This is a genomic window from Pseudomonas agronomica, from assembly GCF_025917275.1.
GTDB lineage: Bacteria > Pseudomonadota > Gammaproteobacteria > Pseudomonadales > Pseudomonadaceae > Aquipseudomonas > Aquipseudomonas agronomica.
This window is the reverse complement of sequence record NZ_JAOSHO010000646.1, coordinates 1-2,410: the sequence shown is the minus strand read 5'-3', so window position 1 is coordinate 2,410 and position 2,410 is coordinate 1. Positions and strand designations below refer to the sequence as shown.

Annotated in this window: 3 protein-coding genes; all 3 read left to right on the top strand. The window is 63.1% G+C overall.

Annotated elements, in window-relative coordinates; all coding sequences use genetic code 11:
- A partial coding sequence (locus OC610_RS25690) for a hypothetical protein (RefSeq protein WP_264431833.1) occupies positions 1-194 on the top strand: 194 nt, incomplete at its 5' end.
- Positions 191-1,582, top strand: a complete 1,392-nt coding sequence (locus tag OC610_RS25685; RefSeq protein ID WP_264431832.1) for a GntP family permease — start codon at positions 191-193, stop codon at positions 1,580-1,582. The genes OC610_RS25690 and OC610_RS25685, both read left to right, overlap by 4 nt.
- Positions 1,583-1,590: 8 nt before the next feature.
- Positions 1,591-2,367 (top strand): 3-hydroxybutyrate dehydrogenase, encoded by a 777-nt coding sequence (hbdH, locus tag OC610_RS25680; protein ID WP_264431831.1) that lies wholly within the window; start codon positions 1,591-1,593, stop codon positions 2,365-2,367.
- The last annotated feature ends 43 nt before the right edge of the window (positions 2,368-2,410 follow it).

Genomic DNA, 2,410 nt, shown 5'->3' with positions numbered 1-2,410 from the left:
GGAGCGAGCTTGCTCGCGATGAGGCCAGCAAACCCAACAAAAAATCTCGAAACAGAGACAAAATTCACAAACCCTTCTCACCACCCCAACTAAATCCCTTATATTTCAGCAAGTTAGCCATCTGGCACAAAACTCGCTATAGCCCTCCCCACAGCATCACCCACAAAAATAACAATCCAGGAGACACACCATGAGTGTGATCATTGCCTTGGCAGCCCTCGCGCTGCTGATGGTTGCCGCCTACCGTGGCTACAGCGTTATCCTCTTTGCCCCCATCGCCGCCCTCGGCGCCGTCCTGCTCACCGATCCGTCCGCCGTCGCCCCTGCATTCACCGGGGTGTTCATGGAAAAAATGGTCGGGTTCATCAAGTTGTACTTCCCGGTATTCCTGCTGGGCGCGGTGTTCGGCAAGCTGATCGAGCTGTCTGGTTTCTCCCGCTCGATCGTTGCGGCGGCGATTCGCCTCCTGGGCACGCGCCAGGCCATGTTGGTGATCGTGCTGGTCTGCGCACTGCTCACTTATGGCGGCGTGTCGCTGTTCGTCGTGGTCTTCGCGGTGTACCCGTTCGCGGCCGAGATGTTCCGCCAGAGCAATATCCCCAAGCGGCTGATCCCGGCCACCATCGCCCTCGGCGCGTTTTCGTTCACGATGGACGCCCTGCCCGGCACGCCGCAGATCCAGAACATCATCCCGAGCACCTTCTTCAACACCACCGCCTGGGCGGCGCCGTGGCTCGGGGTGATTGGTACGCTGTTCGTGTTCAGCATCGGCATGCTGTTCTTGCAGCGCCAGCGCAACAAGGCCCTGCGCCTGGGCGAAGGCTACGGCACCGAGCTGCGCAACGAGCCGGAAACCGCCGAAGACATCAAGCTGCCCAACCCCTGGGTCGCCGTTTCACCGCTGCTGGCGGTGGGGATCATGAACCTGCTGTTCACCCAGTGGATTCCCCAGTGGTACGGCAAGACCCACAGCCTGGCGCTGCCGGGCATGGCGGCACCGGTGACCAGCGACGTCGCCAAGCTCACCGCGATCTGGGCCGTGCAAGCGGCCTTGCTGGTGGGCATCGTCATGGTGCTGCTGTTCGGTTTCCGGGCCATTCGCAGCAAACTCGCCGAAGGCAGCAAGAGCGCGGTGGGCGGTGCGTTGCTCGCGGCCATGAACACTGCCTCGGAATACGGTTTCGGTGCGGTGATCGCCTCCTTGCCGGGTTTCCTGGTGCTGGCCGACTGGCTCAAGAGCATCCCTAATCCGCTGGTCAACGAAGCCGTGACCGTGACGCTGTTGGCGGGCATTACCGGCTCCGCGTCGGGTGGCATGAGCATCGCCCTGGCGGCGATGTCGCAAACCTTCATCAACGCTGCCAATGCCGCCAACATCCCGCTGGAAGTGCTGCACCGGGTGGCCGCCATGGCCAGCGGCGGCATGGACACCCTGCCCCACAACGGCGCGGTGATCACCTTGCTGGCGGTGACCGGGCTGACCCACCGCGAAGCCTACAAAGACATTTTCTGCATTACGCTGATCAAGACCCTCGCGGTGTTCTTCGTGATCGGTGTGTTCTACGCCACTGGCATTGTGTGAGGTTCCCTATGACAACCACTCTTGCGGGCAAGACCGCCCTGGTCACCGGCTCCACCAGCGGCATCGGCCTGGGCATCGCCCTGGGCCTGGCCAAGGCCGGCGCCAACCTGATCCTCAACGGCTTTGGCGATGCGTCGGCGGTCATCGCCGAAGTCGCGCAACACGGTGTAAAAGTTGGCCATCATCCGGCCGATGTCAGCGACCCGGCGCAGATCGCCGACATGTTCGCCTACGCCGAGCGCGAATTTGGCGGCGTCGACATTTTGGTGAACAACGCCGGCATCCAGCATGTGGCCGCCGTGGAGGATTTTCCGGTGGAACGCTGGGATTCGATCATCGCCATCAACCTGTCCTCGGTGTTCCACGCCACCCGCCTGAGCCTGCCGGGCATGCGCGTCAAGGGCTGGGGACGGATCGTCAACATCGCCTCGGTGCACGGCCAGGTCGGTTCGGTGGGCAAGGCGGCGTACGTCGCAGCCAAGCATGGGGTGATCGGCCTGACCAAGGTGGTCGGCCTGGAAACCGCCACCAGCAACGTGACCTGCAACGCCATCTGCCCGGGCTGGGTGCTGACGCCGCTGGTGCAGAAGCAGATCGACGATCGCATCGCCACGGGTGTGGACCCGCAACAGGCCCAGCATGATTTGCTGGCCGAGAAGCAACCGTCCCTGGAATTCGTCACCCCGCCGCAACTGGGGGAACTGGTGCTGTTCCTCTGCAGCGAAGCCGGGAGCCAGGTGCGCGGCGCGGCGTGGAATATCGATGGCGGGTGGTTGGCTCAATAACCCCGCGACCCCGAGCTTTTGTGGCGAGGGAGCTTGCTCCCGC